Genomic DNA, 25,313 nt, shown 5'->3' with positions numbered 1-25,313 from the left:
ACCTCGCCGAATTCCCTGTAGGTGCGGCTTCAGCCGCGACAAACGAAGTCGGCGACCTGGCCGACTTCAAAACCGGTCGGGGCTGAAGCCCCTCCTACAACAGCCGTGCTGCTTCACCTCGCCGAATTCCGTGTAGGAGCGGCTTCAGCCGCGACAAACGGAGTCGGAAACCTGGCCGACTTCGGAACCGGTCGGCGCTGAAGCCCCTCCTACAACAGCCGTGTTGCTTCGCCGTGCCGAACGCACTGTGGGAGCGACTTCAGTCGCGACGAGAAAAGCGGCCAGACCCCCGCCTCGCGAAAGGTCGCGACGATGCACATCCCACAGCACCCGTGCCTCGCCCCACGTTGCCGCGCTTGCGCCCCCCCCTGCGGCAGCTTCCCAGACACCAGGCGTACGGCTAGGCTGACGTGATGCGCGCGCCCTCGTCGATCCTCCTGTTGCTCTGCCTGTGCACCGTGTCTGCCGCCGCGCAGCAGGTCAATCGCTGCACCGGCGCCGACGGCGCCACGGTGTTCAGCGATCGCCGCTGCGAGGACCTCGGCGCGATCGACCGGCTGCCGCCGCGGGCCGCGCCCAGTGCCGCCAGCGAAGGCGCCAGCGGCCTGTACCGGCCGCAGTGCGTGCGCCGGCTCAGCGAACTGGCGCAGCAGATCCGCACTGCGGTGGACGCACGCGACATCAATCGCCTGTCCACGCTGTATTGGTGGAACGGCGTCTCGGACGAAGCGGCGCGACGCATCCTCGATCGCCTCGACGCGATCGTCCAGCGCCCGCTGGTCGCGATCGTGCCAGTGCTGCCGTCAGCACCGGCGTCCTTCCCCACCATGCCGGCAACGGCCGACACCGCGCCCGGCGCCGAACCGCAACCCGCAGCCGGCGCCGCACCTGCAGCAGCGCCCACCGCCACCGACGCCGTGCCTGGCGCTGCCGCCACGCCGCCGCGCGCACGCGCGACCGCGTTGCGCCTGGAGCAGACCCTCGGCGGCAGCGCGACGCCGACCTCGACGGTGCTCAGCCTGCGCCGGCAGTACAACTGCTTCTGGATCAGCTTCTAGCGCATTCCCGACTCGGGTTCCACAATCGGCACCCTGATGTGGGAGCGACTTCAGTCGCGACGGGCGTTCCCGATAAAGCCCATCGCGAGTGCAGCCGCTCCCACAGTGGCGGCAGTAGCTTGACCGGGGCGCTACACGCCGCGCACGCACAAGCAGCGGCCGCGATCGGCGCGCACTGCGTCGCCCAACCTTGCACCACGCAACAAGCCGCGACCGCCTCACCTCGCATCGCGCGCGCTGCGGCGCCAGCGCCACCCGATCAGGCGGCGTCCACGTCCACCGGCCACAGCCCACGGATCGCGGCGATGCCCTGGCCGCCATGGCGACGCGCTTCGGCAACCTGGGTCGGCAGCAGGCCGCCGATCGGATACAGCGGCAGCGCCACTTCCTCGCGCAGCCGTTCGAAGGCGTCCCAGCCCAGTGCTGCGGCGCCGGGATGGCTGGCGGTCGCCGCCAGCGGGCCGACCACCGCGAAATCGCAGCCGAGCCGCTGCGCCGCCTGCAACGCTTCCACGGTATGGCAGGACGCGGCGACGCAGTGCCTCGGCGGCAGCGGACGGGCATCGAACTGCGATAGTTGTTCCGACCCCAGATGTACCCCGACGCCCAGCTCCTGCGCCAGGGCCAGATCGCGATTGACCAGCACCTGCACGCCGCGCGCCGTACACAGCCCCGCCGCAGCCCGCGCCAGCGGCTGCCAGCGCTCCGCCGACAGGCTGCGCGCGCGCAGCTGCACGCGTTGCACGCCACCGTCCAGCGCGCGCTCCAGCGCCGCCAGCCAGCGCTCGGGCTCGACCGGCTCCGGCGTCACCAGATAGCGATCGGGCTGGCGCAGCATCGCCACCACCGGCTGGTCGGCCGGCGGCATCGCGTAGCGGCCCAGCTTGTCGGGCGTCACCCAAGTCAGCGCCTGACCCTCGCGGCCGCGCGCGGTGCCCTTCCACGACAGCACCTGGCGCATCTCCAGGCGCAGCCGCTTGTCCGGGTAGCGCTGCGGCACTTCCATCAGCTGCGCACCGACCGTCGCCTCGATGCCCAGCTCCTCCTGCAGCTCGCGCACCAGCGCCTGTTCGGAGGTCTCGCCCGGCTCGCGCTTGCCGCCAGGGAATTCCCACAGCCCGGCCAGGTCGCGACCCTCGGTGCGCCGGGCCAGCAGGATACGGCCGCGGGCATCGGTGATCACCCCGGCGACGACATGAATGGATCTGAGCGGTTCGGACATGACGCAAGCTTGCCGTCTTCGGCGGTGCCAACGCAATGAACCGGCTCACATCGTCGGCGATCCGCGCGTCGCCGCAATGATCTGCGCGTTCGATCCGAACCCGGCGGGCACGGCAGGCACGACCCGATGGCACCCGACCGCATGCGGCCATGCGGGCCCCGACACCATGCGAATGTGAAACGGCGGGCAAACGCGACGGCCTGGCATGGACGGCGCAGCGAAGGCGATGGCGCAGCGCTCAGCCCGGCAGATCGTGACCGATCCGCCACAGCACCCCGCCCGGATCGTGCAGGGTGAAATCGCGCATGCCCCAGGGCCGATCCTCCGGTACGCCGACGCGCGCGTCGTAGCGGCCGGCCAGATCGGCAGCATCCAGCCGCCGCCACCAGGCATCGGCATCCTCCACCCACAGGTGCAGCATCAGGTTGTGCGCCAGCGCCTGCTCGTAGAAATCCTGCAGCAGGAACGCACAGCGCTCGCCGTGGCGGAAACAGACGAGCCCGGCGCCAAGCGGCTCGGCCACGAATCCCACCTCGCGATAGAACTCCATGGACAGCGCAAAGTCCCGCGCCGGCACGAACACCTTCAATTCAAGACTGGGAGAAAGCTCCACGGCATCCGTCCAACGGCAATGGCGACACCCGGCACCCTACCCGCAGAACGCGCGATACGCCACGCCGGCAAGCGCCCCATCCGGGCCTTCCCCAAAACAAAAACGCCCCGCACAAGACCGGCTATAGATACAAGGGTTTGACCAACAACCGCACCACGGATGGAGCACAGCCTAGCCCCTCTCCCGTCGGGAGAGGGGTTGGGGTGAGGGTACGGCGCGAAGCGGCTCGTGGTGTTTGGGTGCACGAGGCTACGCCCGTACCCTCATCCGCCCCTGCGGGGCACCTTCTCCCGGTGGGAGAAGGGAACAGCCGCTTAGCCCCTCTCCCGCCGGGAGAGGGGTTGGGGTGAGGGTACGGCGCGAAGCGGCTCGTGGTGTTTGGGTGCACGAGGCTTCGCCCGTACCCTCATCCGCCCCTGCGGGCCACCTTCTCCCGGTGGGAGAAGGGAACAGCCACGTAGCCCCTCTCCAGTCGGGAGAGGGGTTGGGGTGAGGGTACGGCGCGAAGCGTCTCGCGGCGTTTGGTACACGAGGCCGCGCCCGTACCCTCATCCGGCCCTGCGGGCCACCTTCTCCCGGCGGGAGAAGGAACAGCCGCTTAGCCCCTCTCCCGCCGGGAGAGGGGTTGGGGTGAGGGTCCGGCGCGAAGCGGCTCGTGGTGTTTGGGTGCACGAGGCTACGCCCGTACCCTCATCCGGCCCTGCGGGCCACCTTCTCCCGGCGGGAGAAGGAACAGCGCGGTAGCTCCCTGCGCGGCACCTTCCCCGAAAGGGGACCATGATCGCGAGGGGCGGTTGTGGAGGCTTGTGAGCAGGGGCTCTCCTAGCTCAACTGCCCATGGCAATGCTTGAACTTCTTGCCGCTGCCGCACGGGCACGGATCGTTGCGGCCGACCTTGGGCGCCTCGCGGGTGACCTGCGCCACCGCCGGGGCGTTGGCGCCCAGCGCCACCTGCTCGGCTTCCTCGTCGGCGCTGTAGCCGCCGGCGTCCTGGTGCTGGAACTGCGCCTGGCGCAGCTGCGCCTCCATCTGCTGCCGTTCCTGCGCCTCCAGCGCCGCCACCTCTTCCTCGCTGCGGATGCGCACGCGCGCCAGCAAGGTCACGACTTCGCGCTTGGCGTGCTCGAGCATCTCCGAGAACAGCTCGAACGCTTCCTTCTTGTATTCCTGCTTGGGCTGCTTCTGCGCGTAGCCGCGCAGGTGGATGCCCTGGCGCAGGTAGTCCATGCGCGCCAGATGCTCCTTCCAGCTCTGGTCGAGCACGGTCAGCATCACGTGCTTCTCCAGCGCGCGCATGGTCTCGCCGCCGATCGCCGATTCCTTCTCCTGGAAGTGGCGGTCGACTTCCTCGCGCACCTTTTCGGCGATGCCGGCCGCGTCCAGTTCCTCGTGGCGCTTGACCAGGTCGGTCAGCGACAGCGGCAGGCCCAGGTCGCTGGACAGGGTCGCTTCCAGGCCCGCCAGATCCCACTGCTCGTCGACCGAGTTCGGCGGCACGAAACGCGCCACCAGGTCGTAGATCACGTCGTCGCGGATGCCGTCGACGTTGTCCTTGACCGACTCGGCATCGAGCAGCTCGTCGCGCTGCGCGTAGATCACCTTGCGCTGATCGTTGTTGACGTCGTCGAAGTCGAGCAGGTTCTTGCGGATGTCGAAGTTGTGCGCCTCGACCTTGCGCTGCGCCTTCTCGATCTGGCGGCTGACCAGCTTGTCCTCGATGACGTCGTCTTCCTTCATGCCCATCATCCGCATCGCCTTCTGCACCCAGTCCGAGGCGAAGATGCGCATCAGGTTGTCTTCCAGCGACAGGTAGAAGCGCGAGGAACCCGGATCGCCCTGGCGGCCGGAGCGGCCGCGCAACTGGTTGTCGATGCGCCGCGATTCGTGGCGCTCGGTGCCGATGATGTGCAGGCCGCCGGCGGCCTTGACCGCGTCGTGACGCTCCTGCCACGCGGCCTTCAGGCGCGCGCGCTCGTCCTCGCTCAGGTCCTCGCCCAGCGCGTGCAGTTCCGCTTCCAGCGAGCCGCCGAGCACGATGTCGGTGCCGCGGCCGGCCATGTTGGTGGCGATGGTCACCGCGCCCGGCTGGCCGGCGTTGGCGACGATCTGCGCCTCGCGCTCGTGCTGCTTGGCGTTGAGCACTTCGTGCTTCACGCCCGCCTTGCGCAGGTGCTCGGACAGCATTTCCGAGGTCTCGATCGAGGTGGTGCCGACCAGCACGGGCTGGCCGCGCTTGGCGCAGTCCTCGATGTCGGCGAGCACCGCGTTGAACTTGCCCTGGCGGTTGAGGAACACCTGGTCCGGCCAATCCTTGCGGATGGTCGGGCGGTTGGTCGGGATCACCACCACTTCCAGGTTGTAGATGCTCTGGAATTCGTAGGCTTCGGTGTCGGCCGTACCGGTCATGCCGGACAGCTTCTTGTACATGCGGAACAGGTTCTGGAAGGTGATGCTCGCCAGCGTCTGGTTCTCGCGCTGCACCGGCACGCCTTCCTTCGCTTCCACCGCCTGGTGCAGGCCGTCGGACCAGCGCCGGCCCGGCAGGGTGCGACCGGTGAACTCGTCGACGATGACCACTTCGCCGTCGCGCACGATGTAGTCCACGTCGCGCTGGTAGATCGCATGCGCGCGCAGCGCGGCGTTGAGGTGGTGCACCACGCTGAGGTTCTGCGCGCCGTACAGGCGGTCCTCGTCGTTGGTCAGGATGCCGGCGGCGCGCAGCAGTTCTTCTGCGTGCTCCATGCCGGCCTCGGACAGGTGCACCTGCTTGCCCTTCTCGTCGACCCAGAAGTCGCCCTCGCCTTCCTCCGACTCCTGCTTGGTCAGCTGCGGCACGATGCGGTTGACGCGGATGTACAGCTCCGGCGAATCGTCGGCCGGGCCGGAGATGATCAGCGGGGTACGCGCCTCGTCGATCAGGATCGAGTCCACCTCGTCGACGATGGCGTAGTTCAGGCCGCGCTGGTAGCGGTCGGCCTTGGACAGCGCCATGTTGTCGCGCAGGTAGTCGAAGCCGAATTCGTTGTTGGTGCCGTAGGTGATGTCGGCGGCGTAGGCGGCGTGCTTGTCGCTGTGCGGCATGCCCGGATAGACCACGCCCACGCTCAGCCCCAGCCAGTTGTACAGCTTGCCCATCTGCGCGGCGTCGCGGCGCGCCAGGTAGTCGTTGACGGTGACCACGTGCACGCCCTTGTCTTCCAGCGCGTTGAGGTACACCGGCAGCGTCGCCACCAGGGTCTTGCCTTCGCCGGTGCGCATTTCCGCGATCTTGCCCAGGTGCAGGACCATGCCGCCGATCAGCTGCACGTCGTAGTGGCGCATGCCGAGCACGCGGCGGCTGGCCTCGCGGCACACCGCGAACGCTTCCGGCAACACCTTGTCCAGGCTCTCGCCGCCGGCGATGCGGCCGCGCAATTCGGGGGTCTTGGCCTGCAGCTGCGCGTCGGAGAGCTGCTCCATCTCCGGTTCCAGCGCGTTGACCTTGGCGACGATACGGTGGAGCTGACGCAGCTGGCGTTCGTTGCGGCTACCGAAAACGCGAGTAAGCAGACTGTTGATCATTGAAGGAACCGGTTGGAAAGGAACGCCCGTACGGCCCAATCCCCAGGGAATCGAAGGGCCGCAAACGAAACAGGGCGCGAGGCGCCCTGTCGTGGCAAAGCCTATTGTAGCTTGGGGCGGGTCCCGGCGATTCAAGCGCCGGCATCGCCGCCCCAGCGATCCGTCAGCCGCGGCCGCGGCGGCCCACCGGGGTGGCGCCATCGCCGAGGAACTTGGCCGGATTCATCACCACGCCGTCCTTCCACACCTCGAAATGCACGTGCGCGCCGGTGGAACGGCCGGTGGAGCCGGCCTTGGCCACTTCCTGGCCGACCCGCACCAGATCGCCGACCTTCACCGACAGCCGCGAATTGTGCGCGTAGCGGGTGACATAGCCGTTGCCGTGGTCGACCTCGACCACGTTGCCGTAGCCGCCGCGCACGCCGGAGTAGCTGACCACGCCATCGGCCACGGCCAGCACCGGATCGCCGACGTTGGCGTGGAAGTCGATGCCCTTGTGGTTACCGGCACCGCCGCCGAACGGATCGGCGCGGCCGCCGAAGCCGGAGGTGATGTAGCTGTTGCGGATCGGCATCTGCGACGGCACCGCGTTCTGATCGAGCTGGTGGTCGAACAGCAGCGATTCGAGCACCGACAGCTGCTGGCCGGAGGTGGCGAACTGCTGCTGCAGCCCGTCCAGTTCCTTGTCCAGCTGCGGCGCCGGCATGTCCTGGCTGACCTCGTCGTCACCGCCACCGACGCCGACCGGCTGGTCGAAGTCGAACTCGCCGTCCTGCAGCTTGCCCATCCGGGTCAGGCGTTCGCCGAGCGCGTTCAGCCGCGTGGCCTGCGCCTGCAGTTCGCCCAGCCGCGCGGCCAGCGCGTTGACCTGGGTCTGCGCGTCGCGGCGCACCTGCGCCAGTTCCGCATCCTGCTTTTGCACCTTGGCCCGCAGCTGCGCCGAACCGGCCAGGCCGGTCGCGGCGCTGACGCCGATGCCGAGTACCATGCCCACGCCGAGCACCGCACCGAGCACGGCCAGGGGACGCCGGTCTGCGAACTCGCGCAGTCGCCACGGCAGGTCCTTGATCCCCTTTTCACGTGAATTGATTACGATCTTCTTAAACGCCATATGAGTTTTCATGTCTAAGCGAAAGTCCGGCGAGGGCCATACCACCGCGCCGATGCCGGCGTTGGACGCCGCATTGGCGGACAAGGTGGGCGACCCGTTGCGACGTGCCCTGTGGCTCGACGCGCTGGACCGACAGTTGCGCCCCCATCTGCCGCCGAACCTGGCCTCCCGTTGCCGGTTGGCCAATGTGAACGGCGAACAGCTCGTTTTTCTCGTTTACTCTCCGGTCTGGCATGCCCGGGTCAGGCTCGCCGAGGCCGATATCCTCGCTGCGGCCCGATCCCTCGGGCTGAAGGCCACCAGGGTGACCGTCAAGATTGCGACTTCACCTGCGCATTCCCCAATGCAGCAGGCAAGAAACAAGCCAGCACCGGTTTCCGCAGCGACGCACAAAGGATTGCGCGACGCGCTGGCATCCTTGCAGGACGTCGACTCCACGACGCCTGAAGCAGCTACGACCTCCGGCCGTAACGGTCTGCGTACGTAGACACGCACGACCTGACCCGACGCATCCTAACGGGCGCCGGCCTCGAGGTCGTTACCGATTCGTTAAATAGAAGTTAAGAGCGGACGAAGCGTGGGACGGATCGCCCCATTTCGTGACCGCGGGCCACCCCGGCTGCGGGGCGCCGAACTTTAGGCGTAGGCCACGGCCCCGTAGGCCACCGGCGCCGGTTGCGCGCCGCCGTCGAAGCTCACCCACTCCCATGCGGCCTGCTCGGCGAGCAGCGCGCGGACCAGCTTGTTGTTCAGCGCGTGGCCGGATTTGTAGCCTTCGTAGGCGCCGAGGATGGCGCCGCCGGCCAGGTACAGGTCGCCGATCGCATCGAGGATCTTGTGCCGCACGAACTCGTCGGCGTAACGCAGGCCGTCGTCGTTGAGCACACGGAACTCGTCGAGCACGATGGCGTTGTCCATCGACCCGCCCAGGCCAAGGTTGCGCTCGCGCATGTACTCCAGGTCGCGCATGAAGCCGAAGGTGCGCGCGCGGGAGATTTCCTTGATGTAGGCCATGGTCGAGAACTCGATTTCCTGGCGCGACTGCTTGGCCGGGATCATCGGGTGGTCGAACTGGATGGTGAAACCGAGCTTGTAGCCGTCGTAGGGATCGAAGCGGGCGATCTTGTCGCCGTCGCGCACTTCTACCGGACGCTTGATGCGGATGAAGCGCTTGGGCTTGCCCTGCTCGACGATGCCCGCGGACTGCAGCAGGAATACGAACGGGCCGGAGGAACCGTCCATGATCGGCAATTCGGCCGAGGACAGTTCGACGATGGCATTGTCCACGCCGAGGCCGGCCATCGCCGACATCAGGTGTTCCACCGTCTGGATCTTGGCGTCGCCGCGACTGAGCCCGGTGCACAGCGTGGTCTCGGTGACCAGCTCGGCATCGGCGGGCACTTCCACCGCCGGTTCCAGGTCGACCCGACGGAACACGATGCCATGATCGGCAGGCGCCGGACGCAGCGTCATGTACACCTTGTCGCCGCTATGCAGGCCTACGCCGGTGGCGCGGATCGTGTTCTTGAGGGTGCGTTGCTGGGTCATGGGAGACAGTCTGGGAACGTCCGCTCAGACGGGAACTGAACGAAATTGAGAATATCACGCGTTTAGCCAAATTTTAACAATACAGTCACAGCGTCCTATTTGCGCAACGCTGGCGCATGCCGGCGTCGCGGTCGCAAAAACCTGCCGGGTCGAGACGACCCGGCAGCAAAGGACACGGCGCGCCGATCGGGCGAACAGTCCCGATCGGCGGTGTTGCGGCCGGCGCAAGGCCGGCCTGGCGCGGTCAGTCCGCCTGGCGGCGCAGGAACGCCGGAATGTCCAGGTAGTCGTTGGGCAGATCGGCCGCGGCCGGTGCCGGCGCGGACGAGCCCATCGCATCGCTGCTCGGGCGACGCAGGCCCAGGCCCATCGCACCGCCGACCGCCTTGGACACGGCGTCGCCGCCATGCTCGAAGTCGCCGAATTCCGGCTGGCCGGTGGTCGCGTTGCGCACCAGCTTGATCGGCGCGCGCTGCTCCGGACGCTGGGTCTGGCGCGACACGGCGCGGTTCAGGCCGGTGGCGACCACGGTCACGCGGACCTCGTCCTGCATGTCCGGGTCGAGCACGGTGCCGACCACGACGGTCGCGTCTTCCGAGGCGAAGCCTTCGATGGTGCGGCCGATCTCGTCGAACTCGGCCATGGTGAAGTCCGGGCCGGCGGTGATGTTGACCAGGATGCCGTTGGCGCCGGCCAGGTTGACGTCGTCCAGCAGCGGGTTCTGGATCGCCGCTTCGGCCGCCGCCTGCGCGCGGTCGTCGCCGCGGGCCGAGCCGGTGCCCATCATCGCCAGGCCCATTTCCGACATCACGGTGCGCACGTCGGCGAAGTCGACGTTGATCAGGCCCGGACGCACGATCAGGTCGGCGATGCCCTGCACGGCGCCCTGCAGCACGTCGTTGGCGGCGCGAAACGCCTGGATCATGGTGGCGTTGCGGCCGAGCACGGTGATCAGCTTTTCGTTGGGGATGGTGATCAGCGAGTCGCAATGCTGGCTCAGTTCCTCGATGCCCTTCAGCGCGACCTGCATGCGCCGACGGCCCTCGAACGGGAACGGCTTGGTGACCACGGCCACGGTCAGGATGCCCATCTCCTTGGCCAGCTGCGCCACCACGGGGGCAGCGCCGGTACCGGTGCCGCCACCCATGCCGGCGGTGATGAACACCATGTCCGCGCCCTGCAGCGCGTCCATGATGCGCTCGCGGTCTTCCAGCGCGGCCTGGCGGCCCACTTCCGGATTCGCGCCGGCGCCCAGGCCCTTGGTGACGTTGGTGCCGAGCTGCAGCTGCAGCTTGGCGCCGCAGTTCTTGATCGCCTGCGAGTCGGTGTTGGCGGTGATGAACTCCACGCCGTCCACGCTGCTGCTGACCATGTGCGCGACCGCGTTGCCGCCGCCGCCGCCCACGCCGACCACCTTGATTACCGCATTGGGTGCCATCTTTTCAATCAGTTCGAAATGCGCCATGTCCGTTTCCTCTTGTTATGGGGCCGGGACTGGGGACTCGGGACTCGGGACTCGAAAAGCAGCTTCGATTCCCTGCCCGGCCTTTCGCGCCGGCTATTTTCTTAGTGGATGTTGCCGTTACCGCTTACCGTCTCTCTCCGCCCTTCCGCTCTCCGCTTTTGCTGTTCCGGGTCCCGAGTCCCGGGTCCCGAGTCCCGGCTTTCAAAACTCGCCGCGATACCAATTCTTCAATTTCTTGAACAAGCTGCCGGCGCGCCCGGTCGGCAGCGACGGACGCCGTGGGTGTTCGATCTGGCTGCCCATCAGCAGCAGGCCCACGCCGGTGGCGTGCACCGGGTTGCCGACTACTTCGCCCAGGCCGGTGACGTGCTGCGGAATGCCCACGCGCACCGGCATCTGCACCATTTCCTCGGCCAGTTCGACCACGCCTTCCATCTTCGAGGCGCCGCCGGTCAGCACCATGCCGGCGCGCACCAGTTCCTCGAAACCGGAGCGGCGCAGTTCGGCCTGCACCATCTCGAAGATCTCCTCGTAGCGGCCCTGCACCGCCTGCGCCAGCGAGTGGCGCGGCATGCGCCGCGGCGGGCGGTCGCCGACGCTCGGCACCTGGATGCTTTCCTCGGCGGTGGCCAGCTGCGCCAGCGCGCAGGCGTAGCGCACCTTGATCTGCTCGGCTTCCGGGGTCGGCGTGCGCAGCATGTGCGCGATGTCGTTGGTGACGTGGTCGCCGGCGATCGGCAGCGAGGCGGTGTGGCAGATCGCGCCCTGCACGAACACCGCCAGGTCGGTGGTGCCGGCACCCATGTCGACCAGCACCACGCCCAGCTCGCGCTCGTCGGCGGTCAGCACCGCGACCGAGGACGCCAGCGAGGACAGGATCAGGTCATCCACCTGCAGGCCGCAGCGCTGCACGCACTTGCTGATGTTGGCCGCCGCCGACTGCGCGCACACCACCAGGTGCGCGTGCACCTCCAGGCGCACGCCGGTCATGCCGACCGGATTGCGGATGCCTTCCTGCGAATCGTCGAGCACGTACTCGCGCGGGATCGCGTGCAGGATGCGCTGGTCGGCCGGGATCGCCACCGCCTTGGCCGCTTCCAGCACCCGGTCCAGGTCGTTCCAGGTCACTTCGCCGTCGCGGATCGGCACGATGCCGGGCGAGTTCTTGCACTGCACGTGGTTGCCGGAGATCGACGCGTACACCGAGCGGATCTCGCAGCCGGCCATCAGCTCGGCTTCCTCGACCGCGCGCTGGATCGATTGCACGGTGGATTCGATGTCCACCACCACGCCGCGCTTGAGCCCGCGCGATTCGTGCGAACCGATGCCGATCACCTCGATCGGGTTGCCGGGCGAATACTCGCCGACCAGCGCGACGACCTTGGAGGTGCCGATGTCCAGTCCAACGATGAGGGATTTGTCGCCTTTGCGGTTCATGTCTTGGAGCCGGGATTTGAGATTCGGGATTTGAGATTGGTGAAGGCAGGCTGGCTTGGGATGCGTGGCAGATCGACGGAAGCGGAGCGTTGCGAAGCCGGTTTCTTTCCCGATCCCGAATCTCGAATCTCCGATCCCCGCCTTTCGACCGTGAACCCATTGGTGTAGCGCAGGTCGGCGCGCGCGATCGGCGCCTGCTCCGGCGTGACCAGTTGCGGCAGCACGCGGGCGAAGCGTGCCAGGCGCGTGCGGGCGTCGTCGCGGCCGACCACGATCTGCACGTCCTCGCCCAGCTGCAGCGACCAGCTGCCGCGCGCGTCCATCGCCACGCCATTGACCGGCAGCCCGGCCGGCGCGAACAGCGCGCGCGATTCGTTGTACAGCGCGACCACGTCCTGCGCCTTGGCGTCCGGCCCGGCCAGCTGCGGCAGCGCCATGCCGCGCAGTTCGCTCGGCAGCGCGAAGATGCGGCCCTGCTCGGACAGCATGCGGTCGGCGCCCCAGCGCGCGAACGGACGGTGCTCGGTGACCCGCACTTCCAGCACGTCCGGCCAACGCTTGCGCACCCGCGCGCTCTCCACCCACGGCAGCCGCTCGATCGCGTCCTGTGCGTCCTGCAGGCGCACCGCGAAGAAACCGCGGCGCGCGTACGGCAACACCACCTGGCGCAGCTGCTCGGCCGGCACCCGCTTGAAATCGCCGCTGACCTGCAGCCGGCTCAGCGGCCAGCGCTCGGCGCCGACCCAGCCGTTGAGCACCGCCACCACCGGCAGCGCGACCAACGCCAGCGCCAGCACCCAGGCGAGGATGCGCAGGAGGGTGCTCATGCATCCGCCTCGCGGCGGATGCCGGGACTCGGGACTCTGGACTCGGGACTAATAAAAGCGGCGCCCTTGGCAAGGATGCGCGCGCGCTTGCTCGGGCGCAGCAGCGCATCGGCAGCGCGCGGCGCTCCGAGTCCCGGGTCCCGAGTCCCGAGTCCCGAAATCACAGCGTCTGCTCCAACACCCGCCACACCAGTTCCTCGAAGCCGATGCCGGCCTGGCGCGCGGCCTTGGGCACCAGCGAGTGGCTGGTCATGCCGGGTGCGGTGTTGGCTTCCAGCAGTGCGAAGGCGCCGCTGGCGCCGTCGCGCATCACGTCCACGCGGCCCCAGCCGCGGCAGCCGGCGGCGCGGAACGCGGCCAGCGCCAGTTCGCCGAGCGCGCGCTCGTCTTCGCCGTCCAGGCCCGGGCACAGGTACTGGGTGTCCTCGGCCACGTACTTGGCGTGGTAGTCGTACCACTGGCCCTTGGGCACGATACGGATCGACGGCAGTGCGGTGTCGCCGAGGATCGCCACGGTCAGTTCGTCGCCGACGATCATCTGCTCCATCAGCAGCTCGCCGTCGTAGCGCGCGGCCAACGCCACCGCCTCGTCCAGCTGCGCCGGCTCGAACACGCGGGTCACGCCGACGCTGGAGCCTTCGTTGGCCGGCTTGACGATCACCGGCAGGCCGATCTGCGCCGCCGCCGCGTGGATCGCGTCGGCCTGCGCGGTCGCCGCCAGGCGCACGTAGCGCGGCGTCGGCAGGCCCAGCGACAGCCACACCTGCTTGGTGCGCACCTTGTCCATGCTCAGCGCCGAGCCGAGCACCGGCGAGCCGGTGTACGGCACGCCAAACGCGTCCATCAGGCCCTGCACGATGCCGTCTTCGCCGCCGCCGTTGTGACCGTGCAGCACGTTGAACACGCGGTCGAAGCGCTTCTCCACCAGCGCCTGCGCCAGCGCCGGGATGCCGTCCACCGCGACCGCGTCGACGCCGCGCGCGCGCAGCGCCTCGAGCACGTTGCGGCCCGAATCCAGCGACACCTCGCGTTCGCTGGAGGTGCCGCCGAGCAGCACCGCGACGCGGCCGAACACGGCCGGGTCGGTGTGGCGCGGCGGCGCGAAGGTCGGCGCGCTCATGCCTTCCCCCCCGCAGCGAAACCGTCCTGGGCGATGTGCTGGGCGACGTAGCCGATGTCGCCGGCGCCCATCATCAGCAGCAGGTCGCCGTCCTGCAGCACGTCCGGCAGCACGTCGCTGAGTTCGGCGACCTGTCCGACCACCACCGGCTCGCTGCGGCCGCGCGCACGGATTGCGCGCGCCAGCGAGCGCGCGTCGGCGCCGGGGATCGGCGTCTCGCCGGCCGGATAGACTTCACTGAGCACCAGCGCGTCCACTTCCGACAGCACCGCGGCGAAGGCATCGAACTGGTCGCGGGTACGGCTGTAGCGATGCGGCTGGAACGCGACCACCAGGCGCTTGTCCGGCCAGCCGCCGCGCGCAGCGGCGAACACCGCGGCCAGCTCGCGCGGATGGTGGCCGTAGTCGTCGACCAGGCGCACGCGCGCGCCGCTGGCGGTGACCACTTCGCCCAGGTCGTTGAAGCGGCGGCCGATGCCGGCGAAGCTCTGCAGCGCGCTGGCGATCGCCTCGGGCGCCACGCCCAGCTGCCAGCCGATCGCGGCGGCGGCCAATGCGTTGAGCACGTTGTGGCGGCCCGGCAGGGCCAGCGTCACCGGCGTGCTGCTGCCTTCCGGCAGGCGCAGGGTGAAGCGCATGTGCGGACCGTGCTGGACCACGTCCTCGGCGCGCACGTCGGCGTTCTCGCTGAGCCCGTAGCTCATCACGTGGCGCGGGGTCTTGGCGGCCAGCGCGGCCACTTCCGGATCGTCGATGCACAGCACCGCCAGCCCGTAGAACGGCAGGCGCTGCAGGAATTCGGCGAACGCGGCCTGCACGCGGGCGAAATCGTTGCCGTAGTTCTCCAGGTGATCGGCGTCGATGTTGGTGATCACCGAAATCAGCGGATTCAGGCGCAGGAAGCTGCCGTCGCTCTCGTCGGCCTCGGCCACCAGCCACTGACCGCCACCGAGTTTGGCGTTGGCGCCGGCGGCGAGCAGCTGGCCGCCGATGACGAAGGTCGGATCCAGCCCGCCTTCGCTGAGCACCGCCGCGGCCAGGCTGGTGGTGGTGGTCTTGCCGTGGGTGCCGGCCACCGCGATGCCGCGGCGGAAGCGCATCAGCTCGGCCAGCATCGCCGCGCGCGGCATGATCGGGATGCGCTGGCTGCGCGCCTCCATCAGCTCCGGGTTGTCGTCGCGGATCGCGCTGGACACCACCACGCAGTCGGTGCCGAGCACGTTGGCCGCCGAATGCCCGCGCATCACCCGCGCGCCGAGCTTGACCAGGCGCCGCGTCGCCGCGTTGTCGGCGTTGTCCGAACCGGAGACCTCGTAACCCAGGGTCAGCATGACCTCGGCGATGCCGCTCATGCCGGTGCCACCGATGCCGACGAAGTGCACGCGCGGGAACGCGCGGACCAGGTCGCCGGTGTCGTGGAGACGGCGGATCATGCGCGAACTCCGTTCGCGGCGGGACCGGGGACCGGGGACCGGGGACCCGGAAAAAGCGGAGCGGCGGCGCTGCGCGCCTGGCCGTGGAGATTGTCTGTGTGCATAGGCTTCTGCTGTTGATCTTGCTTGTCGCCGGTCCCCGGTCCCTGGTCCCTGGTCCCGCTACGGGTCCCCGGTCCCCGGTCCCCGGTCCCGGCCTCTTCCAAAATGATGTCCGCGATCCGCTCGGCCGCATCCGGCTTGGCCAGGCTGCGGGCGGCGTCGGCCATGGACAGGCGACGTGCGGGGTTGCCGAGCAGGTCGCGCAGCACGCCCTGCAGGTTGGTCGCCAGGGCGTCGTCCTGCTTCAGCAACACGGCGGCGCCGCGTTCGACCAGGTATTCGGCGTTGCGGGTCTGGTGGTCGTCGACCGCGGCGGCGAACGGCACCAATACGCTGCCGATGCCGACCGCGCACAGTTCGGCCAGGGTCGAGGCGCCGGCGCGGCATACGATCAGGTCGGCCCAGGCGTAGGCCGCGGCCATGTCGCCGATGAAGGCTTCGACGCTGGCGGCGACGCCGGCGTCGGCATAGGCCTGGGCCGCTTCGTCGCGCAGTTTTTCGCCGCACTGGTGGCGCACCTCGACCTGCGCGCCGAGCGCGGCCAGTGCGCGCGGCAGCGCCTGGTTCAGCGCACGCGCGCCTTGGCTGCCGCCGAGCACCAGCAGCCGCACCGCGCCGTCGCGCGCGGCCAGGCGCTGCGCCGGCGGCGCCAGCGCGGCGATCTCGGCGCGCACCGGGTTGCCCACCGCTTCCTCGCGCGCGGCGAAGCTGCCCGGGAACCCGGTCAGCACGCGACGCGCGACGCGCGACAGCACCTTGTTGGTCAGGCCCGGGGCGCGGTTCTGTTCGTGCACCAGCAACGGCAGTTTCATCAGGCGCGCGGCGATGCCGCCCGGGCCGGCCGCGAAGCCGCCGAAGCTGACCACCGCGCGCGGCATCCGCCGGCGCAGCACGAAGCCGGCGGCGCGGATCGCGCGCATGACCCGCAGCGGCGCGCCGAACAGCGCCAGCGCGCCCTTGCCGCGCAGGCCGCCGATCTCGATGGTGTCGATCTCGATGCCGTGCTGCGGCACCAGTTGCGTTTCCATGCGCCCGGCCGCGCCCAGCCACACCACCGGCACGCCGCGCGCGCGCAGCACCTTGGCCACCGCCAGCGCCGGGAAGATGTGCCCGCCGGTACCGCCGGCCAGGATCATCACCGGGCGCGACGCGGCGTCCGCAGCGGATGCGGTCGCGGTGGTGACCAGCGGCACGGACGCACTCATCCCAGCCTCCCGAAGGTCGGCTCGACCCGCGGCTGCATGCGGCTGGTGCCGCGCGCCGGGGTGCCGGCCTGGATCGCCGCGGCCACCGCGCTGGCGCTGGCCTCGCGCGCGGCCTGCAGGTCCTCGGCGCTGTCCACGGTCTGCCTGACCGGCGGCGCCGCATCGCTGCGCACCTTCGCCACCTGGCGTTCGGCGCGATCGAGTTCGTAGGACACGCGCAGCAGCAGGCCCATCGCCACGCAGGTCATCAGCACGCTGGAACCGCCGGCGGAGATCAGCGGCAAGGTCAGGCCCTTGGTCGGCAGGATGCCCAGATTCACGCCGACCGAGACGAAGCTCTGCAGGCTGATCCACAGGCCGATGCCGAAGGCGATGTAGCCGGAGAAGTGGCGCTTCATTTCCACGCAGCGCATGCCCAGCCAGAACGCGCGGCCGACCAGCAGCGCGTACAGCGCGATGATCAGGCACACGCCGGTGAAGCCCAGTTCCTCGGCGATCACCGAGAAGATGAAATCGGTATGCGCTTCGGGCAGGTAGTTGAGCTTCTGCACCGAACCGCCCAGGCCGACCCCGAACAGTTCGCCGCGGCCCACCGCCATCAGCGCGTTGGACAGCTGATAGCCGGAGCCGAGCTGGTCGGCCCACGGGTCCAGGAACGAGGTGATGCGGCGCAGGCGGTACGGCTCCAGGATCGCGATGAAGGCGAACACCGGCAGCCCGATCACGATCGGCATCGACATGCGCGGCAGGTTGACCCCGCCCAGCACCAGCATGCCGGCGGTGATCGCCAGCAGCAGCGTGGAGGAACCGAAGTCCGGCTGCATCAGCAGCAGGCCGACCAGCGCCACCGCCACGCCCAGCGGCTTGAGCATCGCCGGCCAGGTCGCGTTGACCTCGTCGCGGAAGCGCACCAGGTAGCTGGACAGCCACACGATGTACAGCACCTTGACCGCTTCCACGGTCTGGAACTTGGAGATGCCCAGGTTGATCCAGCGCCGCGCGCCGTTGACGCTGCTGCCCAGCCCCGGCACGAACACCACGATCAGCAGACCGAAGCAGGCCAGCAGCAGCAGCTGGTTGTACTGCTCGATGTTCTTCAGCTCGGTGCGCATGGTCCAGATCGCCAGGCCGATGCCGCCGGCCAGGAACAGCAGGTGCCGGGTCAGGTAGTAGAACGGGCTGACGGTCAGCTCGATCGAGCTGGAGCCGACCATCACCACGCCCAGCGAGGCCAGCGCCACCACGGCGCCGAGCAGCCACGGGTCGTAGCGGCCGCCGATGGCCTCCAGTCGGGTCGCCTGGCGCGTGCTGTCGTTCATCAGCGCACCTTCAACGTGGCCAGGCCGACCAGCACCAGCACCACCGAAATGATCCAGAAGCGCACGATCACCCGCGGCTCGGGCCAGCCCTTCAGCTCGAAGTGGTGGTGGATCGGCGCCATGCGGAACACGCGCTTGCCGGTGAGCTTGAACGAGGCGACCTGGATCATCACCGACAACGTCTCGATCACGAACACGCCGCCCATGATCACCAGCACCAGTTCCTGGCGCACGATCACCGCGATGGTGCCGAGCACCGCGCCCAGCGCCAGCGCGCCGATGTCGCCCATGAACACCATCGCCGGGTAGGTGTTGAACCACAGAAACCCCAGCCCCGCGCCGGCGATCGCCGCGCAGATGATGATCAGTTCGCCGGCGCCGGGAATCGAGGGGATCTTCAGATAGGCCGAGAACACCGCGTTGCCCGAAGCGTAGGCGAACACGCCCAGCGCGCAGGCCACCAGCACCGTGGGCATGATCGCCAGCCCGTCCAGGCCGTCGGTCAGGTTGACCGCGTTGGAGAAGCCGACGATCCAGAAGTAGGCGATGGCGACGAAGCTGATCCCGGCCAGCGGCAGCGCGATCGACTTGAACATCGGGATGTAGAAGGTGATCGCGGCCGGCACGTCGGCGGTGTAGTACAGGAACAGGCCGGCGGCCAGGCCGAAGATCGACTGCAGCAGGTACTTCCAGCGCGACTTCAACCCGTTCGGGTCGCGGCGCACGATCTTGATCCAGTCGTCGTACCAGCCGATCACGCCGAACGCCAGCATCACCGCCAGCACCAGCCACACGTAGCGGTTGCGCAGGTCGCCCCACAGCAGCACCGACAGCAGCACGGTGAGCAGGATCAGCGAGCCGCCCATGGTCGGCGTGCCGGCCTTGGAGAAGTGGGTCTGCGGGCCGTCCTTGCGGATCGGCTGGCCGCCCTTGAACTGCGCCAGCCTGCGGATCACCGCCGGGCCCAGCCACAGCGACAGGAACAGCGAGGTCAGCGCCGCCAGGATGCCGCGGAAGGTGAGGTAACCGAACAGCCCGAACAGGCTCTCCAGCTGCTGCAGCCAGCGGGACAGTTCAAGCAGCATGCGGCGTCTCCTCACCCTGCGCCAGCAGCGCGCTCACGATCTTGTCCATAGCGCTGCCGCGGGAGCCTTTGACGAGGATGGTGGCCGGGACCGGGGACCGGGGACCGGGGACCGGGGAAAGCGCGGCGTCGGCGCCGACCGGCGTCGCGCGATTGTGTTGATGCATCGATGTGTGTACCTGCTTGTGCTCTTGCTGTTCCCGGGTCCCCGGTCCCCGGTCCCCGGTCCCGGCTGCGCGAAGGTCCGCACGCAGTGCCGCAATCAACGCCGCATGGCTGTCGAACACGCGTCCGTTCTCGCCGAAGGCCTGCGCGGCGACCGCGCTCAGCGGGCCCAGTGCGTACAGCCGGGTCAGGCCGGCGTCGCGGGCACGGCGGCCGCCGCTGGCGTGCAGCGCCTCGGCGCCGTCGCCGAGTTCGCGCATGTCGCCCAGCACCAGCCAGCGTTCGCCGCCGGCGGCGGCCAGCGCATCGATCGCCGCGGCCAGCGAACCGGGATTGGCGTTGTAGCTGTCGTCGATCAGCACCGCGCCGCCGGGCAGCGTGTGCGCGATCTGCCGGCCCGGCACCGGCTGCACCTGCGCCAGGCCCGCGGCGATCAGCGTCGGCGCGATGTCCAGCGCCAGCGCCAGCGAGGCGGCGGCCAATGCGTTCATCAGGTTGTGGCGACCGGGCAGCGGCAGCGTCGCGTCGACCTCGCCGTGCGGGGTGACCAGCACGAACTGCGAGCGGTCCGCGCCCACGCGCAGTTGCGTGGCGGTGACCTCGGCGCTGGCCTGCAGGCCGAAACGCAGCACGCGCGGGGTCAGCGGCGCCGGCAGGCGCTGTTCGAACCACAGCCCGAACGCATCGTCGGCATTGATCACCGCGGTGCCGTCGGGCGGCAGCGCGGCGTAGATCGCGCCCTTGGTCTCGGCCACGCCGAGCAGGCTGCCCATGCGTTCCAGGTGCGCCGGGGCGATGTTGTTCACCAGCGCCGCGTGCGGAGCGACGATGTCGGTCAGGTAGGCGATGTCGCCCGGCTTGCCGGCGCCCATCTCGTAGATCGCGTAGTCGGCCGCGTCCGGCGCCTCGATCACCGCCAGCGGCAGGCCGATCTCGTTGTTGCGGTTGCCGGGGTTGGCGTAGACGCTGCCGCCGTTCACCTGGCAGGCGTGCTGCAGGATCGCCAGCAGCAGCGCCTTGACGCTGGTCTTGCCGTTGCTGCCGGTGATCGCCGCCACGCGCGTGGCGCGGCCGCGCTGCATGCCGGCGGCGATCCGCGCCAGCGCCAGCTGGGTGTCGGCGACCAGGATCTGCGGCAGTTCGACCTGCGGCTGCAGCGCCTGCACCAGCAGCGCGCTGGCGCCGCGCGCGGCGGCGTCGGCGACGAAGTCGTGGCCGTCGAAACGCTCGCCGCGCAGCGCCACGTACAGGCTGCCCGGCGCCAGCGTGCGGGTGTCGTGGGCGATCGCGTCGATCGCCACGTCGTCGCCATGCAGTTCGGCGCCGGCCCAGTGCGCGAGCATCGACAGCGGCAGGCGCTTCATCGTGCACGCTCCATGGCCGGAGCGGCGGCGCGCGCCTGCAACGCCTGCGCGGCGATCTCGGTATCGTCGAACGGATGCTGGATGCCGCCGATTTCCTGGTACGGCTCGTGGCCCTTGCCGGCGATCAGCACGATGTCCTCGGGGCCGGCTTCGGCCACGGCCAGGGCGATGGCCTGGGCGCGGTCGCGCTGCACGCGCACCGCCTGCAGGTCGGTGAAGCCGGCCAGGATGTCGGCGACGATGCGGTCGCCATCCTCGCCGCGCGGATTGTCGTCGGTGACGATCACCACGTCGGCCAGGCGCTGCGCGATCGCCGCCATCTGCGGGCGCTTGCCGGTGTCGCGCTCGCCGCCGCAGCCGAACACGCACAGCAGGCGGCCGTGCACGTGGCCGCGCAGGCTGTCCAGCGCCTGCTCCAGCGCGTCCGGGGTATGCGCGTAGTCGATCACCAGCAGCGGCTGCGCCGCGCTGCCGCCGAGGCGGTTCATGCGCCCGCGGATCGGCTGCAGCTGCGACAGCGTCGCGGCAATGCGCGCCGGCGCCACGTCCAGCGCATGCAGCGCGCCGGCCACCGCCAGCAGGTTGTCCACGTTGAAACGGCCCAGCAGCGCCGACTGCACCGGATGCCGCGCGTCGCCGACCAGCAGGTCGAAGCCGATGCCGCGCGCGTCCAGGCGCAGCGCCTCGGCGCGCAGCGTGGCGCCGGCCTGGCCGCGCGAGCTGACGCCGATGCGGCGCAGTTCCGGGTCCAGCGTCGCCAGCAACTCGCGGCCGAACGCGTCGTCGAGATTGACCACCGCCGCCTTCAGCCCCGGCGTGGCGAACAGGCGCGCCTTGGCCGCGCCGTAGCCGGCCATGTCGCCGTGGTAGTCGAGATGATCGCGGGTGAGATTGGTGAACACCGCCACGTCGAAGTGCACCGCATCCACGCGGCCCTGGTCCAGCGCGTGCGAGCTCACTTCCATCGCCACCGCCTGCGCGCCGGCGTCGCGCAGCTGCGCCAGCAACGCATGCGTCTGCAGCACCAGCGGCGTGGTGAAGCCGGTCGGCACCACGTCGCCGTACAGGCCGACGCCGAGCGTGCCGATGCTGCCGCTGCGCGTGCCCAGGCTCTGCCAGGCCTGCGCCAACAGCTGCACGGTGGAGGTCTTGCCGTTGGTGCCGGTGACCCCGACCATGGTCATCGTCTGCGACGGATGGCCGTGGAACTGGTCGGCCATCGCACCCATGCGCGCGCGCAGGCCCGGCACCGCGATCGCGTCGGCCGGGGCCGGCAACTCGGCCGGGGCCGGCGGTTCGAACAGGATCGCCGCCGCGCCATTGGCCTGCGCCTGCGCGACGAAGCCCAGCCCGTGCGCGCCGAACCCGGCGATCGCCACGAAGGCATCGCCGGGGCGCACCGCGCGGCTGTCCATGACCAGCCCGGACACCTGCACGTCGCGCGCCAGCGCCAGATCCGGCAGCAGGTGCGACAGCGGCAGCGCGCGGCTCACTGGCGGGTCTCCTGCAACGGCACCGGCTGTGCAACCGGCGGCGGCGGCGCGACAGCACGCGCGCTGGGCAGTGCCGCTTCCACCTCGGTGGCGGCGTCGGGCACCAGGGCCGGATCCGGCTCCACCGGCGGCGGCGGCGCGTGGCCGCTCTTGCCGGCGGCCTGCGCCGCCAGCCACGCCTGGATGTCGTCCGGCGGCACGTCCATCAGCCGCAGCGCCCCTTCCATCACGTTGTGGAACACCGGCGCCGAGACCAGGCCGCCGTAATACTTGGCGCCCTGCGGATCGTTGATCACGATGACCGTGGCGAAGCGCGGATTGGTCGCCGGCACCAGGCCGGCGAACAGCGCGTTGTAGTGGCCGCGGATATAGCCGCCCGGCCCGTTGAGGCGCGCGGTGCCAGTCTTGCCGGCGACGTGGTAGCCGAGGATCGCCGCGCCCTTGGCGCCGCCCTGGGTCACCACGGTCTCCATCATCGCCACCACTTCCCGCGCCACTTCCGGGCTGATCACTTCGCGCGGCTCCTGGTGCTGGCCCTTGACGAAGGTCGGCTGCATCAACTTGCCGCCGTTGCCCAGCGCGGTGTAGGCGGTGGCGATCTGCAGCGGCGTCACCGACAGGCCATAGCCGTAGGACATGGTCGTCTTGGTGGTGCCGTACCAGCTGCGGCTGCCCGGATGCGACACCACGCCGGCCGATTCGCCGGGGAAGCCGCTGTGCGGCGCCGTGCCGTAGCCGAAGTTGCGCACCGACTTGTAGAACGCCTGGTCGTCCAGCTTGGCGACGATCTTGGCCGCGCCGATGTTGGAGCTGCGGGTGATCACGCCGGTGACGTTGAGCACGCCGTTGTTGCGCGGCACGTCGCGGATGGTGTAACGGCCCAGGGTCATGAACCCCGGGTTGGTGTCGATGATGGTATTGGGCGTCACCACCCCTGCCTGCAACGCGGTCGCCACCGTCAGCGGCTTCATCGTCGACCCCGGCTCGACCAGGTCGGTGACCGCGCGGTTGCGGCGCGCGTCGGAATTGACCCCGCTGACCGCATTCGGGTTGTAGGTCGGCAGGTTGACCATCGCCAGCACTTCGCCGCTCTTCACGTCCACGATCACGATCGAACCGGCGGCCGCCTTGTTCTCTTCCAGCGCGTTGCGCAGCTGCTTGTAGGCCAGGAACTGGATGCGGCGATCGATGCTCAGGGTCAGGTCCTTGCCCGGCTCGGCCGGCTTGACCAGGTCGATGCTCTCCACGATCGCGCCCTTGCGGTCGCGGATCACGCGCTTGGAGCCGGGCTTGCCGCGCAGCCATTCGTCGAACGCCAGCTCCAGCCCTTCCTGGCCACGGTCGTCGATGTTGGTGAAGCCGAGCACGTGCGCCATCGCTTCGCCCTGCGGGTAGAAGCGGCGGAACTCGCGCTGCGAGAACACGCCCGGGATGCCGAGCGCGACCACCGCATGCGCCTTGTCCGGATTGATCCGGCGCTTGAGGTACATGAACTCCTTGTCCGACTTCTGCGACAGCTTGGCGGCCAGCTCGTCGCTGGACAGTTCCAGCGCCCGCGCCAGCTGCGGAATGCGGTCGGGATTGCGCAGCAGTTCCTGCGGATTGACCCAGATCGACTCCACCGGCGTGGACACCGCCAGCGGCTCGCCGTTGCGGTCGGTGATCATGCCGCGCGAGGTCGCGATCGGCAGTTCGCGCAGGTAGCGCGCCTCGCCCTGGCGCTGGTAGAAATCGCTGTTGATGATCTGCACGTAGGCGGCGCGGCCGATCAGCGTGACCGAGCACAGGCTCAGCGCCGCGCCGACCAGCACCAGCCGGCCACGGAGATTGAAGTTGCTGCGCGGGCGGTTGCGGCCGGTCTTGCTCATGGCCGCACCACCACGATGTCGCCGGTTTCCGGGAACTTCATGCCCAGCCGCTCGCGCGCGACCTGATCGACGCGATTGCTTTCCGCCCAGGTCGCCTGCTCCAGCTGCAGCCGGCCGAACTCGATGTTCAACTCGTCGCGGTTGTGCTCCAGCCGCGACAGCTCGACGAACAGCTGGCGATGGCGATGGCGCATGTACACCACCCCGATCGCCGAGGCGATGGTGCAGGCGAGCAACACGACGAGCAGCAGCCGGCTCATTGGGCGTCTCCTGGCGGAGACGCCGGGATTGGGGATTGGGCATTGGAGATTCGGGAAGAGCGCTCTTCCAATCCCGAATCCCCAATCCCCAATCCCAGCTTCTCAGCCACCCGCAACACCGCACTGCGCGCCCGCGGGTTGCCGGCCAGTTCGTCGGCATCGGCCTTGATCGCGCCGCCATGCAGTTGCAGGGTCGGCACGAACGCCTGCGCTTCGGGCAGGCGGCGGTTGCTCGGCGGGGCCTTGGCGTGGCGGTTCATGAACTGCTTGACGATGCGGTCTTCCAGCGAATGGAAGCTGATCACCGCCAGCCGGCCGCCCGGCTTGAGCTTGGCCAGCGCCGCGTCCAGCCCGGCTTCGAGGTCGGCCAGTTCGCGGTTGATGTGGATGCGGATCGCCTGGAAGCTGCGCGTGGCCGGGTGGGTCTTGCTGTCGCCGCGCGGCATCACGCTGGCGATCAGCTCGGCCAGCTGCGCGGTGCGGGTCAGCGGCTGCTCGGCGCGGCGCGCCACGATCGCGCGGGCGATGCGCCGGCTCTGGCGTTCGTCGCCGTAGGTCCACAGCACGTCGGCGATGGCGCGTTCGTCGGCGCGCGCCAACCATTGCGCGGCGCTCTCGCCGGCATCCGGGTCCATGCGCATGTCCAGCGGGCCGTCCTTGCCGAACGAGAAACCGCGCTCGGCCACGTCCAGCTGCGGCGAGGACACGCCCAGGTCGAACAGCACCCCGTCCAGGTCGGCGGCGGCGTCCCACTGTCCCAGTTCGGCGAAGCTGCCGCGACGGATGCTCACCCGCGCGTCGCCACCGAACGCATGTTCGGCTTCGGCGATCGCCTCGGGATCCTTGTCCATCACCAGCAGCCGGCCTCCCGGGCCGAGTTTGTGCAGCACCCCGCGCGCGTGTCCGCCACGCCCGAACGTGCCATCCAGATAGATTCCGTCTTCGATCACCTGCAGCCCGTCCATGACCTGCGCGAACAACACCGGCACATGCGCCGCCGGCGGTTGCGACACCGGAAGGTGACCGGCCTGCGCCTGTCCGCGCATCCGGACACCCCG

Annotated in this window: 20 protein-coding genes; 2 read left to right on the top strand and 18 right to left on the bottom strand. The window is 69.5% G+C overall.

The annotated features are described in order from the left end of the window. The first annotated feature begins 413 nt into the window (after positions 1-413). Positions 414-1,058: a DUF4124 domain-containing protein gene (locus tag NUG20_RS04675; protein WP_263397287.1), complete on the top strand. Its 645-nt coding sequence runs from the start codon at positions 414-416 to the stop codon at positions 1,056-1,058. Between the two features lie 259 nt (positions 1,059-1,317). On the opposite strand, the gene NUG20_RS04670 is transcribed toward NUG20_RS04675, so the two are convergent. From NUG20_RS04670 to NUG20_RS04655, 4 genes are all read right to left on the bottom strand, one after another. Then, positions 1,318-2,280 carry a Nudix family hydrolase gene (locus tag NUG20_RS04670; protein WP_263397286.1) on the bottom strand — a complete coding sequence of 321 codons (963 nt, stop codon included), beginning with the start codon at positions 2,278-2,280 and terminating at the stop codon, positions 1,318-1,320. A gap of 238 nt (positions 2,281-2,518) precedes the next feature. Continuing rightward, positions 2,519-2,893, bottom strand: coding sequence for a VOC family protein (locus NUG20_RS04665; protein WP_263397285.1), 375 nt, complete (start codon positions 2,891-2,893; stop codon positions 2,519-2,521). 822 nt (positions 2,894-3,715) lie between these two features. Further along, positions 3,716-6,454 carry a preprotein translocase subunit SecA gene (gene secA / locus NUG20_RS04660; protein ID WP_263397284.1) on the bottom strand — a complete coding sequence of 913 codons (2,739 nt, stop codon included), beginning with the start codon at positions 6,452-6,454 and terminating at the stop codon, positions 3,716-3,718. 163 nt (positions 6,455-6,617) lie between these two features. Then, entirely contained in the window at positions 6,618-7,565 is a 948-nt protein-coding gene (locus NUG20_RS04655; protein WP_263397283.1) for a M23 family metallopeptidase, read from the bottom strand. 10 nt (positions 7,566-7,575) lie between these two features. Here NUG20_RS04655 and NUG20_RS04650 point away from each other — a divergent pair, with 10 nt between their 5' ends. After that, on the top strand, positions 7,576-8,052 hold the full coding sequence (locus NUG20_RS04650; RefSeq protein ID WP_263397282.1) for a DciA family protein: 477 nt from the start codon (positions 7,576-7,578) through the stop codon (positions 8,050-8,052). Positions 8,053-8,201: 149 nt separating this feature from the next. Here NUG20_RS04650 and lpxC read toward each other — a convergent pair whose 3' ends face one another. From lpxC to rsmH, 14 genes are all read right to left on the bottom strand, one after another. Then, entirely contained in the window at positions 8,202-9,113 is a 912-nt protein-coding gene (gene lpxC / locus NUG20_RS04645; protein ID WP_263397281.1) for a UDP-3-O-acyl-N-acetylglucosamine deacetylase, read from the bottom strand. A 244-nt stretch (positions 9,114-9,357) separates the two neighbouring features. Then, positions 9,358-10,578: a cell division protein FtsZ gene (gene ftsZ / locus NUG20_RS04640; protein ID WP_179568378.1), complete on the bottom strand. Its 1,221-nt coding sequence runs from the start codon at positions 10,576-10,578 to the stop codon at positions 9,358-9,360. 201 nt (positions 10,579-10,779) lie between these two features. Further along, a complete protein-coding gene (gene ftsA / locus NUG20_RS04635; protein ID WP_003465508.1) occupies positions 10,780-12,015 on the bottom strand; it encodes a cell division protein FtsA in 1,236 nt (411 codons plus the stop codon). Beyond that, the gene (locus NUG20_RS04630) at positions 12,012-12,842 is read right to left on the bottom strand and encodes a cell division protein FtsQ/DivIB (protein ID WP_263397280.1); all 831 of its coding nucleotides are present in this window, start codon (positions 12,840-12,842) and stop codon (positions 12,012-12,014) included. The genes ftsA and NUG20_RS04630 overlap by 4 nt, the downstream gene beginning before the upstream one ends. 160 nt (positions 12,843-13,002) lie before the next feature. After that, positions 13,003-13,962 carry a D-alanine--D-alanine ligase gene (locus NUG20_RS04625; protein WP_263397279.1) on the bottom strand — a complete coding sequence of 320 codons (960 nt, stop codon included), beginning with the start codon at positions 13,960-13,962 and terminating at the stop codon, positions 13,003-13,005. Then, positions 13,959-15,395 carry a UDP-N-acetylmuramate--L-alanine ligase gene (gene murC / locus NUG20_RS04620; RefSeq protein WP_263397278.1) on the bottom strand — a complete coding sequence of 479 codons (1,437 nt, stop codon included), beginning with the start codon at positions 15,393-15,395 and terminating at the stop codon, positions 13,959-13,961. The genes NUG20_RS04625 and murC overlap by 4 nt, the downstream gene beginning before the upstream one ends. Next, positions 15,392-16,702: an undecaprenyldiphospho-muramoylpentapeptide beta-N-acetylglucosaminyltransferase gene (murG, locus tag NUG20_RS04615; RefSeq protein ID WP_263397277.1), complete on the bottom strand. Its 1,311-nt coding sequence runs from the start codon at positions 16,700-16,702 to the stop codon at positions 15,392-15,394. The genes murC and murG overlap by 4 nt, the downstream gene beginning before the upstream one ends. Next, positions 16,699-18,021: a putative lipid II flippase FtsW gene (gene ftsW / locus NUG20_RS04610; RefSeq protein ID WP_263397276.1), complete on the bottom strand. Its 1,323-nt coding sequence runs from the start codon at positions 18,019-18,021 to the stop codon at positions 16,699-16,701. The genes murG and ftsW overlap by 4 nt, the downstream gene beginning before the upstream one ends. Beyond that, the gene (mraY, locus tag NUG20_RS04605) at positions 18,021-19,106 is read right to left on the bottom strand and encodes a phospho-N-acetylmuramoyl-pentapeptide-transferase (protein ID WP_263397275.1); all 1,086 of its coding nucleotides are present in this window, start codon (positions 19,104-19,106) and stop codon (positions 18,021-18,023) included. Before mraY ends, ftsW begins: the two co-directional genes overlap by 1 nt. Continuing rightward, positions 19,096-20,634, bottom strand: a complete 1,539-nt coding sequence (murF, locus tag NUG20_RS04600) for a UDP-N-acetylmuramoyl-tripeptide--D-alanyl-D-alanine ligase (RefSeq protein ID WP_263397274.1) — start codon at positions 20,632-20,634, stop codon at positions 19,096-19,098. Before murF ends, mraY begins: the two co-directional genes overlap by 11 nt. Beyond that, positions 20,631-22,127 (bottom strand): UDP-N-acetylmuramoyl-L-alanyl-D-glutamate--2,6-diaminopimelate ligase, encoded by a 1,497-nt coding sequence (locus NUG20_RS04595; RefSeq protein ID WP_263397273.1) that lies wholly within the window; start codon positions 22,125-22,127, stop codon positions 20,631-20,633. The genes murF and NUG20_RS04595 overlap by 4 nt, the downstream gene beginning before the upstream one ends. Then, a complete protein-coding gene (locus NUG20_RS04590) occupies positions 22,124-23,995 on the bottom strand; it encodes a peptidoglycan D,D-transpeptidase FtsI family protein (RefSeq protein ID WP_263397272.1) in 1,872 nt (623 codons plus the stop codon). The genes NUG20_RS04595 and NUG20_RS04590 overlap by 4 nt, the downstream gene beginning before the upstream one ends. Continuing rightward, entirely contained in the window at positions 23,992-24,255 is a 264-nt protein-coding gene (gene ftsL / locus NUG20_RS04585) for a cell division protein FtsL (protein WP_263397271.1), read from the bottom strand. Before ftsL ends, NUG20_RS04590 begins: the two co-directional genes overlap by 4 nt. Beyond that, positions 24,252-25,301, bottom strand: coding sequence for a 16S rRNA (cytosine(1402)-N(4))-methyltransferase RsmH (gene rsmH / locus NUG20_RS04580; protein ID WP_263398391.1), 1,050 nt, complete (start codon positions 25,299-25,301; stop codon positions 24,252-24,254). Before rsmH ends, ftsL begins: the two co-directional genes overlap by 4 nt. Positions 25,302-25,313 lie beyond the last annotated feature (12 nt).

The sequence above is a fragment of the Xanthomonas sp. CFBP 8443 genome (assembly GCF_025666195.1).
Lineage (GTDB): Bacteria > Pseudomonadota > Gammaproteobacteria > Xanthomonadales > Xanthomonadaceae > Xanthomonas_A.
This window is presented reverse-complemented; position numbering and strand designations above follow the sequence as displayed.